Below are 19,601 nucleotides of genomic sequence, written 5' to 3'. Positions count from 1 at the left end.
CCTACAGGATTATGATGGTGCGAAATCTTTGGGATTGCGCCGAATTCGCTTGATGTACCGAGTGGCCCCAATGCCCACCAGCGTTACTAGGATACCAAACCCTACGAGGACAGCGAGCGGCAGACTGATATAGGTCAGTGTCAGCTGGTTCGGAAGCCAGGCGGTGAGCAGGTTGGGGGTGGGCACTGCGGGGTCCTCGGTAACAGCAGCCGGGGCTTCGGCGACGGGAACCTCGCTCGGTACTACGTCAATTTGCGCCCGCCGGTGCAGAGTGATCCACTGCGTGAGCAACTCGCTAGGGGTCGCCCCGGTCGCCGGCGCAACATACTGCGTGACCGCGGCAGCGGCATCGATCAGACCATTGCCATAGATGGGGCTCGGCACCGCTCGCCCGTTGGCGTTCGCAGTCGCGATGACCCGGTTCATCACGCCCGCGGCGTCGAGGTTCGGATACGCCGCCCGCACCAGGGCAACGAGCCCGGACACGATCGGCGTCGCGGCACTCGTGCCGTCCCACTGCACATAGGTCGAGTCGGGCGTCACCCCGACGAGCTTCTCGCTCGGTGCGGCGACAGCGATAGTAATGCCCTGGGACGAGGCATCAAAACTCGCCGTTTTATTGCGATCAACGCCGGCGACCGTCAGTACACCGGGAATCGTCGCGGGAGCCCCGACCTCCGTGGTTCCGCTCCCCCGGTTGCCGGCGGCGGCCACGACGACGACATCGTTCTCGAAGGCATAGAGGAACGCTGCGTCCCAGGTCTCCGGCCAATACAGGGTGTTGCGGGTGAGGGACATGTTGATGACGTCGGCCCCGTTGTCGACGGCCCAACGGATGCCCTGCGCGATCTGGTCGTCATTGCTCACGGCGGAACGACTGCTACCAAACCCGACCGACACCGCCAAAATGGATGCCTCCGGCGCCACACCGATCAGTCCGGTGCCATCGCCGGTGCCGCGCCCGGCCAAAAGCGAAGCTACCAGGGTGCCATGTTCGCCATCGTCGTCGTCACCGGCGACCGGCGTTTGTCCATCGGTAGAGCCGAGCCCGGAGACATCCGTTCCCCCGATGACAGCGCCAGTCAGTTCGGCCACGCTGCCGTTGACTCCGGAGTCGATGACGGCGATCGTGACACCGGCACCGCGTGTGGTGTTCCAGGCTTCGGTGAAGCCATAGTCGGCGAGCCAATACTGCAGGTCGCGAATCTGGTCGCCGTGCGCGGCGGGCGTATCGAGCACCACGGAACCGATCACGGTGCCGCCGAACAGTGCCGTGGCCAGCGCGAGCCCGACGCCCGCGCTGACCCGTCGAGCACTAACCCGGTGCGCAGTCGCGGTCACGCCAGAGCCGCCCCGGACTCATCGATCGCCGCCGCAGAGTAGTCCAGACACTCGCAGACCGTGGGCGACCAGGTCGCACGCTCCACCGCGAGGTCGCCAATGGGGTTGACGCCGGGCCCAGCGGCCAGCGCGTGGGCGGCGAGGGCGTGCAGGCATTTCACCCGGTTCGGCATGCCACCGGAGGAGATTCCAGCGATTTCCGGCACGCTGCCGAGCTGGTCGCGGTCAAACAGAAAGCTGTCGTGCGCAGCCTGGTAGGCGGCACGCATGTCCTCATCACCGGCGAGCAGATCGTTGTATTCGTTCATGACCTGGGTGGCTTCGAGGGAGGAGATCGCTGCGGTCGCCGCGGGGTGGCAGAGGTAGTACAGGGTAGGAAACGGGGTACCGTCGGCGAGCCGCGGTGCGGTGGCCACGACTGTCGGAGCGCCGCAGACGCAGCGAGCTGCGATGCCCACGACGTTGCGGGCCGGTCGCCCGAGCTGGGCCGAGACGAGGTCAATATCGGCCGCGGTGAACGGGTCGAATGGTGGCCGGGTCATGGCACCACCGGTGCGGGCGTGTCGGATTCGGGGGCTGCCTCTTGCGGGGCGAGGCCGGCGGTCATGGTGGAGGCGAACAAGGAACCCAACCAATCAATCTTGGTATTTTGGATATTACTGCTGACCGGGGAGACTTCCGCTTCGAGCGGGGCCACGACCGGCAGGTCGTTGATGACGAGAAAGCTGATATCGCCGGGCAGCACGTAGAACAACCGCTCGCGGGCCTGGGTTGTGACGTAGGTGCGATCATTCCAGCGTTCACGCTGGCCAGTCAGCCGGTCGACCTCGTCTTGCTGGTCGTCGACGGCGGCGCTCAACCGGCTGATCTGCTGCCGCTGCTCGGCGTAGGTGCGCAGGCTCGGCGCGAGAATCACCACCGCGAGCACAAGAATCACCATCATCACGAGCGAGAATCCCGAAAAGCGGATGCCGCGCAGCCAGCCGCCAGCGGGCGTTTCCGTCGTCGAGTCCACGGGTTGCCGCTGGGCTGGTTGCCGCTGGGCCTGCGGGCGCCTGGCAGGCTGGGGCAAGACCGGCTTGGGCTGCGGTGACGTCGGCTGAGGTCGCTTCGGCGCCATCACAACTCCTTTCGCCGGTTAGTAGTGTCTGTCAATAAAAAATGGTACCAAGCGCAAGCTGTGGGCCCCCGATCAACCGAAATATCGGTGATCGAGGGCCCGATGGTGCTGCTGGTGATTCTCGCTGACTACGCGGTGAAGCGGGGGAACGCGGTGCGACCGGCGTAAACCGCGCCCTCGCCGAGTTCCTCTTCGATGCGCAGCAACTGGTTGTACTTCGCGACGCGCTCGCTGCGGGCGGGGGCGCCGGTTTTGATCTGCCCGGCATCCGTTGCCACGGCGAGGTCGGCGATGAAGGTGTCCTCGGTCTCGCCGGAGCGGTGCGAGATAATCGCGGTGTAGCCGGCGCGCTGAGCGAGAGAGACGGCATCCATCGTCTCGGTCAGGGTGCCGATCTGGTTGACCTTGACCAGAATCGAGTTCGCGGCCTTGAGTTCAAGGCCCTTGGCCAGGCGCACGGGGTTGGTCACGAACAGATCGTCTCCGACGATCTGCACCTTGCCGCCGAGTTCGGTGGTGAGGTGCACCCAGCCAGCCCAGTCGTCTTCCTGCAGCGGGTCCTCGATCGATACCAGGGGGTAGTCGGTGACGAGCTTCGTGTAGTAAGAAACGAGTTCTTCGGCCGAGAGCTTCTTGCCCTCGAAGTTGTAGCTGCCGTCCTTGAAGAATTCGCTCGCGGCAACGTCGAGGGCGAGGGCGATGTCCTTGCCGGGAACGTAGCCGGCGTTGGTAATCGCTTCGACGATGAGGTCGAGCGCTGCCCGGTTGCTCGGCAGGTTGGGGGCGAAGCCGCCCTCGTCGCCCAGGCCGGTGGACAGGCCCTTGGACTGCAGCAGTGCTTTGAGCGAGTGGTAGACCTCGACGCCCCAGCGCAGGGCCTCGCTGAACGACTCAGCACCGAGCGGAACGATCATGAATTCCTGGATGTCGACATCGTTGTCGGCGTGCGATCCACCGTTGATGATGTTCATGAGCGGCACCGGCAGGGTGTGCGCGTTCGGACCGCCGAGGTAACGGAACAACGGCAGGCCGGCCGAGCTTGCGGCGGCCTTGGCAACGGCGAGGCTAACGCCGAGGATGGCGTTGGCACCGAGACGCTCCTTGTTATCTGTGCCGTCCGATTCGATCAGCACGAGGTCAACGACGCGCTGGTCGGTCGCGTCGATGTCTTCGACCGCGGGGCCGAGTTCGTCGATGACGGCTTCTACGGCCTTGAGCACGCCCTTGCCCTGGTAACGGGCCTTGTCGCCGTCGCGCAGTTCATAAGCCTCGAACACGCCGGTGGATGCGCCGGACGGCACAGCGGCACGACTGACCGTTCCGTCGCCGAGCAGGACCTCGATCTCAATGGTCGGGTTGCCTCGGGAATCGAGAATTTCGCGTGCATCTACTGCCTCAATTAGGGCCACAACTGTCTCCTGTTTCGTCGGAATTGACGCCTGGTTGGGCGTCGGATACTGGTCGGAATGAAAGTAGGGGTATGCCGGGTGATCCAGGCGAATTCAGTCTAACCAAAGCCGTCAGTCGATCCGTCGAACCCGCCAGAGCGGTCGGGTCAGGCGCCGAGCGGTTTGAAGTCGAGGTCTGCAGCCGTCTGCGTTTTGGCGGTCACGAACGCGAACCGTCCGTAGCCGGCCTCGCCGGCCCGGTCGAGCAGCGCCTTGAGGTTCTTGGTGCGGCGTTCGAGGCGTACGCGCAGACCATCGGCGACCAGGTCGCGCTTGAGAGCGACCAGGCGCGCCGGATCGGCATCTTTGTCGTGCACGAGCACGACCGCCAGGTCAGCGGATGCGGCATCCGCTTCAAGCAGGTCGACGATGCGCTCGAAGCCGATCGAGAATCCGCAGGCGGGAACGTCGGTGCCAAGGAACCGGCCGATCATGCCGTCATAGCGACCGCCGCCGCCGAGGGAATAGCCGAGGGAGGGGTGCGAGATCTCGAAGATGGTGCCGGTGTAGTAGCCCATGCCGCGCACCAGGGTGGGGTCGAACAACAGGTCGACGCCGGGCAGGGCGGCGCGCAGGGCGGTCAGGTCGGCGAAGGCGGTTGGGTCGAGCCAGGCAGGTGCGCTGCTGTCGAGAGCACCGCTTTCAAGAGCGCCGCCGAGGCTCCAGCCGCCGGTGCCGAGCTCGGTGAGCAGCGCGGCGAGGCCCGGCGCGTCGATGCCGAGGGCACCGAGTTCGGTGGCGACCCCGTCGACGCCGATCTTGTCGAGCTTGTCGATCACGATCAGCGCGCGCTCGGTCAACTCGGCGGCGACGCCCCAGTGGGCGAGCAGGGCGCTGAGGATGCGGCGGTCGTTGATGCGAATCGAGCAGCCCTGTAGGCCGAGGAGGTCAAGCGTTGCGGCGGTGGCGGTGATCAGTTCGATCTCGGCGAGAGTGCCGGCCTCGCCGATGATGTCGATGTCGCACTGCATGAACTGGCGATAGCGCCCCTTCTGCGGCCGTTCGGCGCGCCAGACCGGTGCGATCTGAATCGACCGGAACACGGTCGGCAGTGCGGCACGGTGGGTGGCATAAAAGCGGGCGAGCGGCACCGTCAGGTCGAACCGCAGGCCCAGGTCGGCCAGGGACAGGAGGTCGTCCTGCGCGGCCGCCGCCGCGACATCCGCTTGGCCGAGCCCGCGCTTGAGCACCGCGAAGCCGAGTTTCTCGTTGTCGCCGCCGAGCCCGGAGTGCAGGCGGGCCGAGTCTTCCATGACCGGGGTTTCGATCTCGTCGAAGCCGTGCGCACGAAAACTCTCGCGAATGATGCCGAGGGAACGTTCGCGGAGGGCCTTGTCGGCGGGGAGAAAATCGCGCATGCCGCGCGGCGGGGTCACTGCAATAGCCATGAAGTAATTCTCTCAGCATGCCGTGGACGCGATTCACCGCCCGCCTCTGAAAATGGCTGCACCTAGACTCGGGGGAACAGGTAGGGGTGTCAATGTCGGTCGCGACAGTTTCAGGCGGGGTGGGAGTGACGCCGAGCGGCATCGCGGTGACCGGAGTCAGTCGATCGTTTGGCAGTGTCCTGGCGGTGGTGAATGCGACGCTCGTCGTGCCGGCGGGGTCGGTGACGGCGCTGATCGGGCCGAACGGCGCGGGCAAGACGACCCTGCTGCTGATGCTTGCCACGCTGCTCACTCCGTCGACGGGCAGCATCCGCATTAACGGGCACGACCCGGTCGCCGAACCCGGACGGGTGCGGGCCGTCACTGGCTGGATGCCGGACGCCCTCGGATCGTGGCCGAGCCTGAGCGCCCGTGCCGCCCTACAGACCACCGGGCGCATGTACCGAATGACCCGCGAGCAGGCCGCCATGCGCGCTGACGAGCTGATCGCGCTGACCGACCTCGGTGATTTCGCCGACCGGCCGTCGCGGGTGCTGTCCCGCGGCCAGAAACAACGCCTGAGCCTGGCGCGGGCGCTCGTGCACTCCCCCGGCGTGCTGCTGCTCGACGAACCCGCGTCCGGTCTCGACCCGGCCGCGCGCGCATCACTGCGCCAGCTGCTGCGTCGCCTGGCCGGCGACGGCACCGCCATATTGGTGTCGAGTCACGTTCTCGCCGAACTCGACGAGATGGCGGATGCCGCGGTGTACCTCGCCGCCGGACGCACGGCGAGCCCGGAGCAGGTAGCCGCGGCGAGCGCGAGTGCCAGATCCTGGCGCATCCGCTCTTTGGACGAGGCGGCGCTGGAACGCGCCCTCGCCACTCCCGGAGTGGTCGGCGCGCTCGTTACTGTGCGCGGCGTCGACCAGCTCGGCACCCTGGTGCAGGTGGAGAACGAAGCCTCGGCGGCCGCTCTGCTGCACAATCTGGTGCTGAGCGGGGTGCCGATCTGCGATTTCGGACCGGCTGTCGGTAATCTCGAGCACACCTTTCAGGACCTTACGCGGTCGACCGATGCGGAGGTCTCCGAATGACGGACTCACGGGTGTTCCTTACCGGACTCTGGCTCATCGTCACCCTCGAACTTCGCCAGCGGGTGCGCGGCGCCTCCTGGTACGTGCTGCTCGGCGTGTTCATGCTGCTCGTTGGCGTGGTCACCTTTCTGCTCTGGCTGGCGACCTCGGCCTGGCTGTCCGGCGGCGGCGGGGTGTTCGGGGCCATCATCTTCTTCGTGCTGCTGCTCGGCACGCTGGTCTCACCGGCGCTGTCGGGTAACGCGATCAACGGCGATCGGGATGCTGGCACCCTCGCCACGACGCAGGTCACGCTGATCAGCACCGGGCAGCTCGTGCTCGGCAAGTTTCTCGCCGCGTGGATCACGGCGCTCGCCTTTCTCGCTGCAGCACTGCCGTTTCTCATCTTCGCTGTCGTTCTCGGCGAGGTCACTCTGGCCACGATTGCCGTGTCGGTGCTCGTGCTCGCGGCGGAACTCGGCGTTATCGCGGCCGTCGGGGTTGGGCTCTCGGGCATTCTCACCCGACCGCTGTTTTCGATCGTGCTGACCTATCTGGTTGTAGCGGCGCTCAGCCTCGGCACGCTCATCGCGTTCGCGCTGCTCGGGACCGCCACCCAACAGCAGGCGACGAGCGTGAATTATCAGGTCGTGTCGTCGACCTTCGACGAAGCCACCGGTAAGCAGTCTGACATCGTCTGCTCCACGGCCGAGACGACGACCTTCAACGTGCCGCGGTTCGACTACTACTGGTGGATCCTCGCCGGCAACCCCTATGTCGTGGTGGCGGATGCCGCCCCCGGCAGTTTCAACGACGCCGGCAACCCCACCGACCTGTTCGGGCAGATAGCCGTCGCCGTGCGCAGCGCCCAGGCACCGCCGGAGTTATACACCGAGTTCAACGGCTGCGACGTGGCCGCACAGAGCAGCCGCAACGACAACGGGACGTTCCCGGATCAGGCCTTCGACCGGGGGCCGACCGCGCAGCAGACCTATGACGACGCTGTGCCGAGCTGGTTCATCGGCCTCGCCATGCACCTGCTGCTCGGCGCCGGCGCGCTGGCCTGGGCCTGGCGACGCACCCGCACCCCCGCGACGCACCTCCCCACCGGAAGCCGCATTGCCTAACCCTCTGCTCTGTTCCGCAAGAGCGTTAGGCGGGGAGGGCGATTATTCCGGCGTCGAAGGCATCTGCGTTGCCGGCTGCCGAGCTCTCGGCTCCGCGAATCTCTCCCTGCAGGTCGCGCACGGCGGTACGCAGCGCGCGCTCAGCGTCGAGGCCCTGGGCGCGAGCGGAGGCCACGATCGCCAGCAGCAACGGGCCCAGATCGGCTTCGGATTCAACCGGCAGCGGGAAGCCGGCATCCGCTTCGATCAGGCCGATCTTTTCAGCGCGCCCGAGCACCTTGTCGGCCAGGGCGAGCGCCGGCATGCCGGTCGGAATTCCGTCGAGCACGCTCGTGCGGCTCGGCTTCTCCGCGGCCTTGAAACCGTCCCAGGCAGCCGACACCTCTTCAGCGGTATTGAGGGTGACATCGCCGAAAACGTGCGGATGCCGCCCCACCATCTTCTCGGTCAGACGAGCGGCGACATCCTGAATGTCGAAGTTTTCTGACGTTGTGTGCGCGGCCAGATCGGCGTGAAAAAGCACCTGGTAGAGCACATCGCCGAGTTCCTCGAGCAGGTCGTCGCGGCTGCCGTCCTCGATCGCCTCGATCAGTTCATGCGTCTCTTCGACCAGGTGCCGCACGAGCGACGCATGGGTCTGGTCGGCGTCCCACGCACAGCCGCCGGGCCCGCGCAGCCGCGCGACGGTGACGATCAGGGTATCGAGAGCACTGGGTTGCATCGTTGTTTGCCGAGCGGATGCTGCATCCCGGTCGATTTCGTCGGCCGGCGGAGTCGATCGAGTCGCGTCGGAGCCGGATGCGGAGCCGGAGGAAAACACGGGGTTGGTCATGGTCGGCACTCCTGGATCGGTTCCATCGTCTCTCCATCGTAGGCGGGCCACCTATGATCGCTCGGGTACATCGTGTATTCTGGTTCACGGTGAGCCGGGAAGTCTGGTCGGCACATGGATGTGCGCGCCCGAAAGACCAGAGGAATTTTAATGACCGAATCGTCCAGCCGGCCAGCTTCGAAGGCCAACCCGTCGACCGCCACCGTGCTTCGCCGCGGCAGCCACAACGAATTCGTGCGGATCTCGCGCATTCTCCGGAAGGAAACCGTCGGAGGCGCCATTTTGCTCGCCGCGACCGTGGCTGCGCTGATCATGGCCAACTCCGGCTTCTCCGATGCCTACTACGCCTTTCGCGACTTCAAAATCGGTTACGAGCCCTGGCACCTCGAGCTGAGCCTCGGCGCCTGGGCCGCCGACGGCCTGCTGGCAATCTTCTTCTTTCTGGCCGGCCTCGAGCTGAAACGTGAATTCGTAGCCGGCGACCTGCGCAGCGTGAACCGGGCCATCGTACCGGTGGCCGCAGCGGTTGGTGGCGTGATCGTTCCGGCGGTCATCTACACGCTGATCAACCTCGAATCCGGCGCCGAAACTCTTCGCGGTTGGGCAATTCCCACCGCGACCGACATTGCGTTCGCCGTCGCCGTTCTCGCCGTCATCGGATCGAAGCTTCCGCCCGCCCTACGCATTTTTCTGCTGACCCTTGCCGTGGTCGACGATCTACTCGCCATTGCGATCATCGCCTTCTTTTACACCACGGATATCGCCGTGCTGCCACTCATCCTGGCCCTGATGCTGCTCAGTCTCTTCTGGCTGTTGACCCATAAATTCTCCTACTTCTTTGGCACCAGAGGCTGGGCGGCATGGACGGTGCTGCTGCCTCTCGGCTTCATCGTCTGGGCGCTCGTGCACGGTTCCGGCGTGCACGCGACCGTGGCCGGCGTGCTCCTCGGTTTCGCCGTACCCGTGCTGCGCAGCAAGCGCGGCGGCGGGCCAGAGGCCGGGCCCGGCCTGGCCGAAACACTGGAACATCGCATTCGCCCGCTGTCGAGCGGTTTCGCTATTCCAGTCTTCGCATTCTTCTCCGCCGGCGTCACCCTCGGCGGCGCCCAGGGTCTGTACCAGGCCATCACCGACCCGGTAGCGGTCGGCATCGTCCTCGCGCTCGTGGTCGGCAAGCCGATCGGTGTGTTGCTGGCAACCTTCATCGTGACCAAGACCACCAAGGCAACCCTCGACCCCGACTTGGCCTGGGTCGACGTCATTGGCGTGTCCTTGCTGGCCGGCGTCGGCTTCACCGTGTCGCTATTGATCAGCGAGCTCGCCTTCGGCCAGGGCAGCCCGCACGACGACCACGCCAAGGTCGCCATCCTGTTCGGGTCTTTGCTCGCAGCCGTCCTGGCCACGGTCATCTTGCGCGCGCGTAACCGTCACTACGGTCGCATTGCCGAGAAGGAAGCCATCGACAGCGACAACGACGGCATCCCGGATGTCTACCAAACAGAGCAGACGTCGAAGAGCTAAGCATCCGCTGAATCAGACAGCACCGTCGTTTCCGCAACGTCGGTGCTGTCTGCGTTAAGGGTTAGGTGGCGGACAGAACGGCGGGCGGGAAGATCGCGGTCAGCAGCGACTTGGTCCACTCGATCAGGGCGTTGTCCTCGAGCGGCTCACCGTTCGGCCGCGGCATCGGCACGCTGAGCGCCCCGGTGGACGACACGTAACGTGAGCCGGGATACATCCGCTGCAAACGTATTTGAATCGAGTCGGCCAGGTCCGCGGGAGCCACTCGCAGGTTTGAACCCATAGCGACGACCTCGCTGAGGTTCGCCCGCTGGGCCTGCCAACGCAGTCGCGATACGGCCACGAGATTCTGCACCGGCACCGGCGGTTCGCCGTAACGATCGGTGAGCTCTTCGAGTACCAGGTCGATCTGGTCGTCGGTCGCCGTCGTCGAGCTCGCACTGGACAGCTTCTGGTAAGCCTCAAGGCGCAACCGTTCGCTGTCGACGAAGTCGTGCGGAATGTGCGCGTCGACCGGCAACTCGAGCCGCAGCTCGGTCTGGCCCTCTGCGACATCGCCACGGAACGTCGAAACGGCCTCACCGATCATGCGCAAGTACAAATCGAAGCCGACCCCCGCGATGTGCCCGGCCTGCTCGCCGCCGAGCAGGTTGCCGGCGCCACGAATCTCGAGGTCCTTCAGCGCCACCTGCATGCCGGCACCGAGCTCGTTGTTCGCCGCGATGGTAGCGAGCCGGTCGTGCGCTGTCTCTGACAGAGGCTTGTTCTCGTCATACAAAAAATAGGCGTACGCCCGCTCGCGCCCACGGCCGACCCGACCGCGCAGCTGATGCAGCTGACTCAGACCGAACTTATCGGCCCGGTCGATGATGATGGTGTTGGCGTTATTGATGTCGAGCCCGGTCTCGATAATCGTGGTGCAGACCAGAATGTCGAACTTGCGTTCCCAGAAATCACCAACAACCTGTTCCAGCTGAGCCTCGGGCAGCTGCCCGTGCGCAATCGCGATGCGCGCCTCCGGCACGAGTTCGGCGAGCTCCGACGCGATGCGATTGATGCTGGTGACTCGGTTGTGCACGAAAAAGATCTGGCCCTCACGCAACAGCTCGCGACGGATAGCCGCGGCCACCTGCCGCTGCGAGTACGGCCCAACAAAGGTCAGGATCGGGTGCCGGTCTTCGGGTGGGGTGGCCAGGGTCGACATTTCACGGATGCCGGTAACCGCCATTTCCAGCGACCGCGGTATCGGTGTCGCGCTCATCGCGAGAATATCGACGTTGGTCTTGAGCTTCTTCAGCGCGTCCTTGTGCTCGACGCCGAAGCGTTGCTCCTCGTCAATGATGACCAGGCCGAGATCCTTGAAAAGGATCGACGGTGACAACAGCCGATGGGTGCCAATGACAACATCAACCGTGCCGTCGAGCATTCCTGCGATCGTTTCACGCGACTCCTTCTCGGTCTGAAACCGTGACAGGGCACGCAGGTGAATGGGGAATCCGGCGAAGCGCTCCTTAAAAGTTTCTATATGCTGGCTGACCAGCAGCGTGGTTGGCACGAGCATGGCGACCTGTTTGCCGTCTTGCACGGCTTTGAACGCTGCACGAATGGCAACCTCGGTCTTACCGAAACCGACGTCACCGCTGAGCAGCCGGTCCATCGGAATGGGCCGTTCCATGTCGGCCTTGACCTCGTCGATCGTAGTGAGCTGGTCGGGTGTCTCCACGAAGGGAAAGGCCTCTTCGAGCTCGCGCTGCCAGGGGGTGTCCGGCCCGAAAGCATGACCCTTGCTGGCCATCCGCGCCGCATACAGTTTGACGAGCTCAACGGCGATGTCCCGCACCGCCCGGCGCGCCTTGGTCTTGGCACTCGACCAGTCGCTGCCGCCCATCTTGCTCAGCGTCGGTGCCTCGCCGCCGACATAGCGGGTCACCAGATCGAGTTGGTCGGTGGGAACGTACAGCCGATCGCCGGCATGCCCACGCTTCGACGGCGCATACTCCAGCACGAGGTATTCGCGGGTGGTCTTGACCGGGTTCCGCCCGCCGCTCGACACCTCACGCTGGGTCAGCTCGAGAAAACGGCCGATGCCGTGCGTCTGATGCACGACATGGTCGCCGGCGACGAGTTGCAGCGGGTCCACGACATTCTTGCGGCGACTGGCGAGCTTCTTGATCTGCCGTGCCGAGTAACCGACGGTGCGCCCGTAAAACTCTGACTCGCTGATTAGCGAAAGTTTGCTGGTCGGCAACTCAAAACCGTGATCGACGGATGCCTTCAGTAGGTAAGCGATACCCGGTTCCGGTTGCAGTGGCCAGACATCTACCACGCGCACCGGCAGCTCGCGCTCGGCCAATACCTGAGCGGCCCGCTCGACCAGCCCAGCGCCCTGGGCAACGATGCCGACGACCCAGCCGTCGTGCAGCCGGGAGGCGACGTGACCGATCGCGCCGTCGACGCTGCCGGCAAAGGTCGGGACGGCATCCGCTTCAATGCGAATTGTGAGCAGTTCGTCTATCTCAAGGTGTTCGGGCAAAACCGGTGCATCGGTCGGTGCGGCCTGGAACGTGCTCAGGGTCCACCAGTGGTGACCGCTCGCCGGGGCACCGGGAGCTGAGTACTTCACGCTGTCGCGCAGGCGACCGAGGGTAAGAAAGTCCCCCGATTCCAGGTCGATCGGGGCGTCAGCGCCGGCCGTGGCCGCGCTCCAGGCGGCCCCCAGAAATTCGCGGTTGGTTTCGGCGAGGCTGATCGCCCGGCTCGCGACCCGTTCCGGTGAGATCACGGCAACGGCGGCATTGGTCGGCAAGTAGTGGGTGACCGGCACGAGCCGGTCGACCAGGGCCGGCGCGAGACTTTCCATGCCCTCGACCGGGATACCTTCGGCGATTTTGGCGAGCAATCCGGCCAGGCTCGGAAACTCGTGCTGCATTTCTCGGGCGCGCTGCCGCACGGCGGGACTCAGCAGCAGTTCCCGGCTCGGCGGCAGACTGACGGATTCGACCGGTTCGGGCAGCGAGCGCTGGTCGGCGACGCTGAAGAGGCGAATCTGCTCGACCTCATCACCGAAGAACTCGACCCGGTACGGGTGGACGGCGACCGGCGGAAACACATCGAGGATGCCGCCGCGCACGGCGAACTCACCGCGCCGGGTGACCATGTCGACGCGGGCGTAGGCCACGTTTACCAGTTGCAGCACGATCGCCGAGAGGTCGTGGCCGCGCGCGCCGACAGTGAGCTCGATCGGTTCGTAGTCGGTGAGGTTGTCGGCGACCGGTTGCAGGGCTGCACGCACCGAGGCGACCACGATAAGCGGACGCCGTGCGCTTGCGTCTTTCTCTTGCCACTCACGCATGCGCCGCAGGGCGTGCAGGCGTTTGCCGACGATCTCGGCGCTCGGGCTCAGACGTTCGTGTGGCAAGGTTTCCCAGGCCGGAAAGTCTATGATTTCGGCGCTGGTGGCGAAGCAGCCGAGGTTCTCGCGCAGCGCCTCTGATTCGCGGCCGGTGGCGGTGATGACGAGCAGCGCCTGCGCATCATCGCGACGCAGGTCGAGCAGCGCGGCCAGCAGCGGGGCGCGCAGACCCTCGGTTAACGAGAAATCAGCATCCCGGCTGGCGTAGGCGAGGGCGTTATCGAACGTGGAGGCGCGCGCGAGCGCAGCGATTAAGCCCTGAAGGATCACTGAATGAGTCTACCTACGTGGGCGAGTGGAACTTCTGCTGCGCCGCCACGACGCCGTCGGTGGCGATCAGTTCGATCGCGTCGGCAGCATCCGCTATCAAATTGGGCAGAATGCTGCGCTCGGCGGATGCGAAGTCGTGTAGCACGAAATCGGCCGCATTCTGGCGGCCGGGCGGGCGACCGATGCCCATGCGAATGCGGACGAACTCGTTGGTACCGGAGGCGGCAATAATGTCGCGCAGGCCGTTGTGCCCGCCGTGACCGCCGCCGACCTTGATCTTGAGGGTGTCGAAGGGCAGGTCGAGGTCATCATGCACGACGATGAGTCGGGACACGGGCAGCGAATAGAACCGCAGCAGCGCGGCGACCGGGCTGCCGGAGACGTTCATAAACGTGGTGGGCTTGGCCAGCACCAGTTTTGGTCCACTGGGCGAGAGTCGCCCCTCGGCGACCAGCGCGGCGGTTTTGTGCCGTTTGAAATTGGACGGGAGACGGTCGGCAAGCTGCGCCGTGACCATCTGGCCGACATTGTGGCGATTGCCCGCGTAGTCGGGCCCGGGGTTACCGAGCCCGACGACGAGCCATTGGTTCGCATCCAGGGGAATCCTCCGTCGCAGTGTTGGAAAACCCCGTGTAAACCGAGTGAAAATAATTGTTACGCGGCGGGCGGCGTAGCGGCCGGGGTACCGGCCGTGATGACCTCGGTCTCTTCGGCCTCGTCCTCGCCACGCGGCGTGTGCACGTAGATGACCAAGGTGTCGGGGTCGGACACAAGCACGGCGCCTGCGGGCAGCGTGACGTCCTTGGCGTGAACCTGCGCGCCGTCTTCGAGGCCCTCGATCGACAGCTGGAGGTTCTCCGGAATGTCGGTAGCTTCGACCTCGAGCAGGAGCGACTTGGTGTCGAAGTCGGCCATGGTGCCGGGGAACGATTCGCCGGTGGTGTGTACGGGAACCTCAACCTGAACCTTTTCACCCTTGCGAACGACGATGAGGTCGATGTGCTCGATGATGGCCTTGACCGGGTCCTTCTGCACGTCCTTGACCAGAACGAGCTGCTTCGTGCCGGCGAGATCGAGCTCGAGAATCATGTTCTTGCGACGCAGCAGCAGGCCGATGCGGTGCGACGGCAGCGACACGTGCACCGGCTCGGTACCGTGGCCGTAGATGACGGCCGGGATCAGGCCGAGCACGCGTAGCTTGCGGGCCGCGCCCTTGCCAAAGTTTTCGCGCAGTTCAGCGACGACGGCATTTACTTCTTTTTTAGAAGCCATGGTATTTCTCCTAGCGGGTATGAGACCCAGATCGTGGTCTTCGGGCCGAGGCCCGGAGATGGGGGTACTGATTCAACTCGAACGCATGTCAGCGTGAGGAAAAGCCCAAAGTCTCGTCCGCCGCGTCGATAACGGATGCCGCCAGCCCAGTCACCCGGGTGACGATATCCCTCGCCGAAGTTCGATTCCCAATCTTACACAGTTCGGGCCGACCCCGCGGCCCGGGCGTGTCGCGCGCCGCGGTCTACCAGTCGTGGACGGTTCCGTCGGCCAGCCGGTTGAAGGGCAGATAGGCAGTCTGATATGGGTACTTTCCGGCTTCATCGACGTTGATTTCGACGCCCAGTCCGGGCTGGTTGCCCGGGTTCAGGTAGCCGTCGGAGAAGCTGAACGATTGTTCGAAGACACTGTTGGTGGCCTCGCCGTGCTGCATGTACTCCTGGATTCCGAAGTTGTGGACGGCCAGGTCGAGGTGTAATGCCGCCGCCATACCCACCGGTGAGATATCGGTAGGTCCGTGAATACCCGACTTGATCTGGTACTGCGCGGCGTAGTCGAGAATCTTCTTCATGGGCGAGATTCCGCCGGTGTGAGTGACCGCCGACCGCACGTAATCGATAAGTTGGTCCTTGATCAAGGTCTGGTAGTCCCAGACCGTGTTGAAGACTTCACCAATCGCGAGCGGGGTGGTGGTGTGGGAACGTACGAGACGCAGGGCCTCCTGATTTTCGGCCGGGGTGCAGTCTTCGAGCCAGAACAGATCATAGGGCTCGAGGGACTTACCGAGTTTCGCGGCCTGGATCGGCGTCATCCGATGATGACCGTCGTGCAGCAGGGGTAGTTCGGCTCCGAATTCGGCGCGCACTCCCTCGAAGACGGTCGGGAGGTGCCGCAGGTAGGCGCGGGTGTCCCACTTCTTCGGCGGGCCTGGCCGCTCGCTGGGCCGGTTCATAGTCATAACGCTTGCCACTGGTCTGGGTCTGGGCGGCGACTCCGTAGATGGCTTTGAGGCCGGGGATTGCGGTCTGCACCCGAATCGCCCGGTAGCCGAGGGCCTGATGTTTGCGGATGGAATCGAACAGTTCGGGAAGATCACGACCCGAGGCGTGGCCGTAGGCGAGAATCTTGTCCCGGCTGGCTCCGCCCAACAGCTGGTATAGGGGAAGGCCAGCGGCCTTCGCCTTGAGGTCCCACAGCGCAACGTCGACGGCGGCGATCGCGGCCATGGTGACCGGGCCTCGACGCCAATAGGCACTGCGGTAGAGAAACTGCCAGGTGTCTTCGATGCGATGCGCGTCGGAACCCAGCAGCAGCGGAACGACGTGCTCTTGCAGGTAGGCCACGACGGCCAGTTCCCGGCCGTTGAGGGTGGCGTCGCCCAGCCCGACGAGCCCGTCGTCGGTGGTGAGGCGCAGCGTCACGAAGTTGCGGTCGGGGCTGGTGACGATGACTTCTGCTCTGTCGATCTTCATGGATTCTCCTTGGTGGTCAACGTGATGAAATGAAGCGGATGCCGACGCTAGCGCAGCGTGACTCCGTCCGGGGCAGCCAGCAGCTTGAGTTCGGCGCGGGTCGGCGCGCCCTCCCAGTCTCCGATGGCGGCGACTGCGAAGGCTCCGGTGACGGTGCCGCGATGCAGCGCCTCGACCGGCCGGAGCCCGTCGAGCACGCCGGACAGATAGCCGGCAGTAAATGCATCTCCGGCACCGATGGTATCCACCACTGTGACAGGGAGGGCCGATGCGTGATCAACCTGCCCGTCGGTATAGACGCTCGCGCCATGCGCGCCGCGCTTGATGACGACAACGCGAACACCGCAAGCCGTGAGCTCGGCCGCCGCGGCCGCCTCCCCGGCCAGCGTCGCCGCGTCGCTGACGACCAGCGCGAGTTCGTCGTCGGAGGCGATGACGATATCCGCACTGCGGGCAAGGGGGGTGAGGCGCGCTCGGGCGGCGTCGATGCCCCACAGCTTGGAGCGATAGTTCACATCGATGCTCACGAGCGCACCCGCAGCGCGGGCGAGTCGCACAGCCTCGGTGACGGCCGCCGCGGCCGAGTCGGAGAGGGCAGGGGTGATGCCCGTGACGTGCAGGAGTCGGGGTGTTACGGCCAGGCAGGCCAAGGCATCCGTTTCGCTGAGCGCCGAGCCCGCCGATCCAGTGCGGTAGTAGCTCACCCGAGAGAGATCGTTGATGCGCCGCTCGGCGAGCATGAGGCCGGTGGCCCGGTGAAGGTCGATCGAAACGGTGTCAACCAGCACAGACTCGGCGCGCAAGGTTCGCAGCAGATAGGTGCCGACCTCGTCATCACCGACGCGGCCGCCCCAGCGCACGCTGTGACCGAGCCGAGCCAGGCCGATGGCGACATTCGATTCGGAGCCGGCCATGCTCATTTGCAGCGCACCGCCGAGACGCAAGGGGGTGCCGGTGCGCAGGCTGACCATCGTCTCACCGAGCGTCGCGACGTCGGTTTCGGTCATGGGCAAGTCGCGGTAGCCTGATCGACCCGGTCGCGCACCTGCAGAAAGGTGGCAGCGCGTGCGCGCAGGGCGTCGAGGGCCCCACCCTGCGCAGCATCGCCGAGCAGGGGGCTGCCGATGCCGACGGCGATGGCGCCGGCCGCGAAATACTCCGCGGCCCGCTCAGCGTCGACGCCGCCGACCGGAACGAACGGCACGTCCGGGAGCGGGTCGCGCAACGCCTTGAGGTAGGCCGGACCGCCGAATGATCCGGGAAAGAGCTTGACCACGGTCGCGCCGGCTCGGCGGGCCGCAACGACTTCGGTCGGGGTGAGCGCGCCCGCGCACACCGGCAGGCCGAGCAGAGCCGATTCAGCGACGGCCTCGGTCACGGCGGGGGTGACCATGAAGGTCGCGCCCGCGGCCGCTGAGCGGTGCACATCCTCGACGGTGAGCACCGTACCAGCGCCGACGACGCAGCCGCTCGGGGCCAGCCGAGCGAGCTCTGCGATGATGGCGAGGGAATCCGTTGTCACGAGCGACACTTCAAGAAAGCGGATGCCGCTGGCGAAGAGTGTGAGCGACGCGGCCAGCGCAGCGTCTGGATTGTTGCCGCGGACAATGGCGAGCAGACGTTCCCGCTGCAGCCGGGCCAGGAAATCGAATGCTGTCGTGGAGGTCGTCACGGCCGTCACCATTCCGCCAGCGCGCCATCGGCGTGCCGCCAGATCGGTGATCGCCAGGTGTGCCCGCGCGAATCGGCGGCTCGCACTGCGGCCTCGTCGACTTCAATGCCAAGACCGGGGCCGGCCAACAGTTCGATGTTGCCGTTCACGAATTTCAACGGTTGTTTGTCGAGCACGTAGTCGAGCACCTCGGCCCCCTGGTTGTAGTGAATACCAATGCTTTGCTCTTGAATCAGGTAATTTGGGGTTGCGAACCCCACCTGCAGGCAGGCGGCGAGCGCAATCGGACCGAGCGGGCAGTGCGGGGCCAGTTGCACGTCATAGATATCGGCCATCGCGGCGATACGCCGCACCTCCGAGATGCCGAAGGCGTGGGAGAGGTCCGGCTGGGCCACAGCGATTCCCGCCTCGAAAACCGGACGAAAGTCCTGCCGGGTATAGAGGCGTTCTCCGGTGGCGATCGGAATCGACGTGGCTTTGGTGAGCTGCCCGATCAGGTGCGAGTTCTCCGGAACGACCGGCTCCTCGATGAAAAACGGGCGCAACGGCTCCAGAAGTGGGGCAATCCGGCGGGCGTTGGCGAGCGTGAACCGGCCGTGGAAGTCTACGGCCACATCGCGGTCGGGGCCGAGCACGTCGCGTGCCGCGGCGACACGCTCCAGGACGCCGTCGATTTCGGCGACCGTGCCGACCCGGCTCATGATGCCGGAGGCGTTCATCTTGACAGCGGTCAACCCTACGGCGACCTGCGCCGCGACAGCATCGGTGATTCCGCTGGGATCGTCGCCGCCGACCCAGCCGTACATGCGGATTCGATCCCGCACTGCACCGCCGAGCAACTGGTAGACGGGCACTCCGAGAGCCTTGCCCTTGATATCCCACAAGGCCTGGTCGATGCCGGAGATCGCGCTGCCAAAAACCGGACCGCCGCGGTAGAACCCGCTCTTGGTCAAGACCTGCCAGTGATCTTCGATGCGAGCAGGGTCGGTACCGATGAGATACTCAGCGAACTGTTCGACCACCGCTCGCACGGCATCCGAATGTCCTTCCAGGCTGGCCTCTCCCCAGCCGACGACGCCATCGCTGGTCTCCAACCGCACAAACAACCAACGGGGTGCAACAAGAAAAATTTCTACTCGTTCAATGTGTGCCAAGGGCAACCTCACCACCTTCTGTTTCGGCGGCAAGAGCCGCGACGATCCGTTCGACGATGGTGCCGGGCGGTTCGACGATATCCACGGTCACGCCGCGTTCACCGTCTGTGCGTGCCTCGAGCGTGTCGAACTGTGATTGCAATAGCGCGGGAGGCATAAATTCGTGGGTTCGGGCGCGCAGTCGGGCCGCTATGAGGTCGATCGACCCCTCGGCATCGACGACGAAAAGATCAGCGGTGTGGCTGCGCAACAGGTCGCGGTAGCTGCGTTTGAGTGCCGAGCAGGCAATGACAATGCCGCTTGGCTCGTCCGCGGCCAGGCAGCGCCCGACTGCGTGCAGCCAAGGCAGCCGATGTTCATCCTGCAACGCGTAGCCGGCCGCCATGACCGCCTTGTTGACGGCTGGATGCAGGGTATCGCCGTCGAGAAATCGGGTGCCGAGTCGCTCAGCTAGAAGTTCACCGATGGTCGACTTGCCTGAGCCCTGAACACCCATGACGATGATCGGAGGGAAGGCCAC

The 19,601-nt window shown here is 65.1% G+C and carries 16 protein-coding genes and 1 pseudogene; 3 read left to right on the top strand and 14 right to left on the bottom strand.

Going from position 1 to position 19,601, the window contains the following annotated elements; translation table 11 throughout:
* Window positions 1-9 precede the first annotated feature (9 nt).
* The 5 genes from CXY73_RS18485 to hisS all read right to left on the bottom strand — a co-directional run bounded on the left by CXY73_RS18485 (window position 10) and on the right by hisS (window position 5,297).
* Window positions 10-1,341 (bottom strand): S8 family serine peptidase, encoded by a 1,332-nt coding sequence (locus CXY73_RS18485; protein ID WP_104178551.1) that lies wholly within the window; start codon window positions 1,339-1,341, stop codon window positions 10-12.
* Window positions 1,338-1,883: a DUF501 domain-containing protein gene (locus CXY73_RS18480; protein ID WP_104178550.1), complete on the bottom strand. Its 546-nt coding sequence runs from the start codon at window positions 1,881-1,883 to the stop codon at window positions 1,338-1,340. The genes CXY73_RS18485 and CXY73_RS18480 overlap by 4 nt, the downstream gene beginning before the upstream one ends.
* Entirely contained in the window at window positions 1,880-2,356 is a 477-nt protein-coding gene (locus CXY73_RS18475; protein ID WP_199184362.1) for a septum formation initiator family protein, read from the bottom strand. The genes CXY73_RS18480 and CXY73_RS18475 overlap by 4 nt, the downstream gene beginning before the upstream one ends.
* A gap of 233 nt (window positions 2,357-2,589) precedes the next feature.
* Entirely contained in the window at window positions 2,590-3,870 is a 1,281-nt protein-coding gene (gene eno, locus CXY73_RS18470; RefSeq protein WP_104178549.1) for a phosphopyruvate hydratase, read from the bottom strand.
* A 146-nt stretch (window positions 3,871-4,016) separates the two neighbouring features.
* Entirely contained in the window at window positions 4,017-5,297 is a 1,281-nt protein-coding gene (gene hisS / locus CXY73_RS18465) for a histidine--tRNA ligase (RefSeq protein ID WP_104138619.1), read from the bottom strand.
* 92 nt (window positions 5,298-5,389) lie between these two features.
* Here hisS and CXY73_RS18460 point away from each other — a divergent pair, with 92 nt between their 5' ends.
* Window positions 5,390-6,370, top strand: a complete 981-nt coding sequence (locus CXY73_RS18460; RefSeq protein WP_233198454.1) for an ABC transporter ATP-binding protein — start codon at window positions 5,390-5,392, stop codon at window positions 6,368-6,370.
* Entirely contained in the window at window positions 6,367-7,476 is a 1,110-nt protein-coding gene (locus CXY73_RS18455) for an ABC transporter permease (protein WP_104178548.1), read from the top strand. The genes CXY73_RS18460 and CXY73_RS18455 overlap by 4 nt, the downstream gene beginning before the upstream one ends.
* 25 nt (window positions 7,477-7,501) lie before the next feature.
* Here the strand turns inward: CXY73_RS18455 and CXY73_RS18450 are convergent, their stop codons facing one another.
* Complete coding sequence (locus CXY73_RS18450; RefSeq protein WP_233198453.1) at window positions 7,502-8,308, bottom strand: MazG family protein; 807 nt, start codon at window positions 8,306-8,308, stop codon at window positions 7,502-7,504.
* 150 nt (window positions 8,309-8,458) lie between these two features.
* On the opposite strand from CXY73_RS18450, the gene nhaA reads away from it, so the two are divergent.
* Window positions 8,459-9,829: a Na+/H+ antiporter NhaA gene (gene nhaA, locus CXY73_RS18445; RefSeq protein ID WP_104178547.1), complete on the top strand. Its 1,371-nt coding sequence runs from the start codon at window positions 8,459-8,461 to the stop codon at window positions 9,827-9,829.
* 61 nt (window positions 9,830-9,890) lie between these two features.
* Here the strand turns inward: nhaA and mfd are convergent, their stop codons facing one another.
* From mfd to CXY73_RS18405, 8 genes and pseudogenes are all read right to left on the bottom strand, one after another.
* Complete coding sequence (mfd, locus tag CXY73_RS18440) at window positions 9,891-13,511, bottom strand: transcription-repair coupling factor (protein ID WP_104138632.1); 3,621 nt, start codon at window positions 13,509-13,511, stop codon at window positions 9,891-9,893.
* A gap of 13 nt (window positions 13,512-13,524) precedes the next feature.
* Window positions 13,525-14,109 (bottom strand): aminoacyl-tRNA hydrolase, encoded by a 585-nt coding sequence (pth, locus tag CXY73_RS18435; RefSeq protein WP_104178546.1) that lies wholly within the window; start codon window positions 14,107-14,109, stop codon window positions 13,525-13,527.
* Window positions 14,110-14,165: 56 nt separating this feature from the next.
* The gene (locus tag CXY73_RS18430) at window positions 14,166-14,783 is read right to left on the bottom strand and encodes a 50S ribosomal protein L25/general stress protein Ctc (protein WP_104138638.1); all 618 of its coding nucleotides are present in this window, start codon (window positions 14,781-14,783) and stop codon (window positions 14,166-14,168) included.
* Between the two features lie 244 nt (window positions 14,784-15,027).
* Window positions 15,028-16,255: pseudogene (manD, locus tag CXY73_RS18425) on the bottom strand (D-mannonate dehydratase ManD).
* A 47-nt stretch (window positions 16,256-16,302) separates the two neighbouring features.
* Window positions 16,303-17,262 carry a sugar kinase gene (locus CXY73_RS18420; RefSeq protein ID WP_104138644.1) on the bottom strand — a complete coding sequence of 320 codons (960 nt, stop codon included), beginning with the start codon at window positions 17,260-17,262 and terminating at the stop codon, window positions 16,303-16,305.
* The gene (locus CXY73_RS18415; RefSeq protein WP_233198451.1) at window positions 17,259-17,927 is read right to left on the bottom strand and encodes a bifunctional 4-hydroxy-2-oxoglutarate aldolase/2-dehydro-3-deoxy-phosphogluconate aldolase; all 669 of its coding nucleotides are present in this window, start codon (window positions 17,925-17,927) and stop codon (window positions 17,259-17,261) included. Before CXY73_RS18415 ends, CXY73_RS18420 begins: the two co-directional genes overlap by 4 nt.
* A gap of 5 nt (window positions 17,928-17,932) precedes the next feature.
* Complete coding sequence (dgoD, locus tag CXY73_RS18410; RefSeq protein ID WP_104138650.1) at window positions 17,933-19,081, bottom strand: galactonate dehydratase; 1,149 nt, start codon at window positions 19,079-19,081, stop codon at window positions 17,933-17,935.
* A complete protein-coding gene (locus tag CXY73_RS18405) occupies window positions 19,068-19,601 on the bottom strand; it encodes a gluconokinase (RefSeq protein ID WP_233198450.1) in 534 nt (177 codons plus the stop codon). The genes dgoD and CXY73_RS18405 overlap by 14 nt, the downstream gene beginning before the upstream one ends.

The organism is Cryobacterium sp. Y50, assembly GCF_002929805.1.
Classification (GTDB): domain Bacteria; phylum Actinomycetota; class Actinomycetes; order Actinomycetales; family Microbacteriaceae; genus Cryobacterium.
Note: the sequence above shows the minus strand (reverse complement) of the source record. Positions and strands in the feature narration are given on the sequence as shown.